Below are 2,732 nucleotides of genomic sequence, written 5' to 3'. Positions count from 1 at the left end.
GCAGATCAATCATCTGCACCATTTCGCCCACCGAACTGACGTTGCTCGACTCCAGTTTTCCACTGACCAATCGCACGACCGGATCAGCCGCCTGTGGCATGCCATCACGGGTACGAAATAAGCCGTCATCCCCTTTGGTTAGGGTGTTCAGTGCCGGGTTCACCAACTTAATACGGCCAGCTTGCTCCAGTGCATCAGACGGAGCACCTTTGGGTAGATACGAGATAGTTCCGTCACCGCCAACTTCTATTTTTGCCAGCGGCAATGGCAAGTTCATCGGATTACCGTCTTCCCCGAGTATCGGCTGATTGCTGCTGTTCATTAGCTGACCATTTTGGTCAACCTGTAAATGTCCTGCCCGCGAGTAGGCTTCAGTGCCATCAGCAGCACGCACCGAGATCCAGCCTTCACCGGCAATCGCCACATCTAGCTCACGGTTAGTGGTCATAAAACCGCCGTGAGTGAAATCACTGCCCGGCCGCTCGACCATGCTGTATACCCGTGAAGGTAACCCTTCACCGTACGCCTGCATTGAACGAGCCTGCTCGAAATCACTGCGAAAACCTTGTGTGTTGGCGTTAGCCAAATTATTGGCATGCATCTGCACGCCCTGCAGGTTTTGCTTTGCGCCACTCATGGCGATGTAGAGCATTTTATCCATCAGCCACTCCGGCTTTTTAGGGGGATGAACGGCCCTCTCTAATCAGAGAGAGCCGCCTAACAACAAAACCTGATTAACGAATTTGCAAAATGGTCTGCTGTAGTGATTGATCAATTTCCAGCGCTCGTGAGTTCGCCTGAAAATTACGCTGTGCGGTGATCAAATCAACCATTTCAACGGTCATGTTGGTGTTTGACTCTTCCAGTGAACCGCTCATAATCCGGCCATTAGAGCCTTTACCCGGTTCACCAATCAGCATCGCACCCGAATCAGGCGTTGCACGCCACTGCGTACCACCAAGTTGGGTTAATCCCTGTTCATTCGGTACGGTCACCAGCATTACTTTGCCCAGATACTCGCTCTTACCATTCGAGTAGTTCGCCACCATCAAGCCTTCTGGGGTGATATCCACCTTGGTTAAACGGCCAACCACCACGCCATTTTCGGTGATTTTTTTCACGTTAAAATCTGAGGCGTATTGGGTCGGCTTGTCGAAAGCAATATCAATGGTTTGTGAGACATCAGCACCGTTGAGTTTAATTCCCGCGTCTTCCATCGAAACAGTTTTGGCATTTTCCGGTGTTTGTGATTTCAGCGAGCCATCAGAGTTGAACTCCAGCACCACACCCTTCGGATTTTTCTTGGTTGGGTCGGTTGGGCTCGGATCACTTTCCTTTCCGCCTTCAATATCCAGATACTGCTCATCACCATTTTGATCACGCACCGTGTTGTACGATTCCCAGGTGTTGTCACCGGTTTTGACAAAGTAGGTGGTCATCGAATAGCTATTGCCAAGCGAGTCATAAATATTGGTTGAGGTGGATTTGCTGTAGGTCTCAGGATTATCAAAATCAAACGGTACTTTACCCACTACCGGCGCGCCGGAAGGCAGGTTGACACCGATATCAAGTTTGGTAGAGGGTGAAGGTTTGCCCGCTTCGGTCGGCACACGTACCGGCTGGGAAGCCTGTAAACTAACTGACGATGCCTGGCCTTTAGCATCTACAGGCAACACCCGCAGATACTGGCCGTTGGAGTTGACAATGTAGTTGTCTTGATTGAGCTTAAATTCACCGGCACGGGTCAGACTAACGTCTTTATCATCCATTCCGTTAGTCACAGCGAAAAAGCCCTTACCGTTAACTCGCAAATCAAGCGGGTTATTGGTATAGCGTGTTGAACCTTCATGAAATTGCTGAGAGATCATTGAGGTTTGCACACCGCCACCCACAGTAGTACGCGGGTTAGAGAAAATAGAGGTTGAATACACATCAGAAAATTCAGCGCGCGACTCTTTAAACCCAATCGTATTCGAGTTAGCAATGTTGTTACTGGTGGTGCTCAGATCTTTTTGTGCGGCAAACAGGCCACTTAAGGAAACGCTCGACATTATAGGAATCTCCGTAATAGTTGTTCTTCTGTGGGCTTGTCTCCGTCTTCTGACTCTGGCGGCAAGACACCAATCGGCGGAAGCGGTTTCACCTCCGTTGGCGGTGTTTCAGAGCCTGAACCCCCACTCACTTTTCCCACTTCGAGGATCCTACCGATCGGAACCCCCCCCTCAACGCCATTCACATTGATCAGTGCACCCATTTCTGACTGCAGCACCACACTGCTGACACGGTGATAAGAGGCCAACTGGTCAGTGATGTCTTTTTGCTCGCCATCAATTTCCGCGGTAGCTTTCATGGTGTATTTACCGGCTGGCACTTTTTCACCGCTGTCGTTTGTGCCATCCCAGTCAAACCGCACTACGCCGTCTTTTTCACCGTTGATACCAATGGTCTTAATTAGCTGACCGTTCTCATCTTCAATACGTACCGACAAGTTATTCATCTTCTCGCCAACTTTTGAGAAGATAGCCCCACTCACGCTGTCCCCTTCCAACCAAACATCGTTAGTTGGCAGCAACACATCCTGCCCAACCAGTGATGAGGCTTGCAGCGCCTGACCTGAGCCCATAATCTGGTTCATAATGTCAAACTGAGCGGTCATTTGGTTGATGCCATCAATGGTGGAAAATGACGCCATCTGTGACACCATTTGGTCATTACTAACTGGATTAAACGGG

3 protein-coding genes are annotated in these 2,732 nt (G+C 49.8%); all 3 read right to left on the bottom strand.

Annotated elements, in window-relative coordinates:
• On the bottom strand, positions 1-661 hold a 661-nt coding region (locus ACRC27_RS09265), incomplete at its 3' end, for a flagellar basal body rod protein FlgF (protein WP_438639749.1).
• Positions 662-734: 73 nt separating this feature from the next.
• On the bottom strand, positions 735-2,051 hold the full coding sequence (flgE, locus tag ACRC27_RS09260) for a flagellar hook protein FlgE (protein WP_438639748.1): 1,317 nt from the start codon (positions 2,049-2,051) through the stop codon (positions 735-737).
• Positions 2,051-2,732: FlgD immunoglobulin-like domain containing protein (locus ACRC27_RS09255; RefSeq protein ID WP_438639747.1), on the bottom strand; the 682-nt coding region annotated here is incomplete at its 5' end. The genes flgE and ACRC27_RS09255, both read right to left, overlap by 1 nt.

The organism is Plesiomonas sp. (assembly GCF_051650925.1).
In the GTDB taxonomy this organism is placed as follows: domain Bacteria; phylum Pseudomonadota; class Gammaproteobacteria; order Enterobacterales; family CAMTGL01; genus Plesiomonas.
This window is presented reverse-complemented; position numbering and strand designations above follow the sequence as displayed.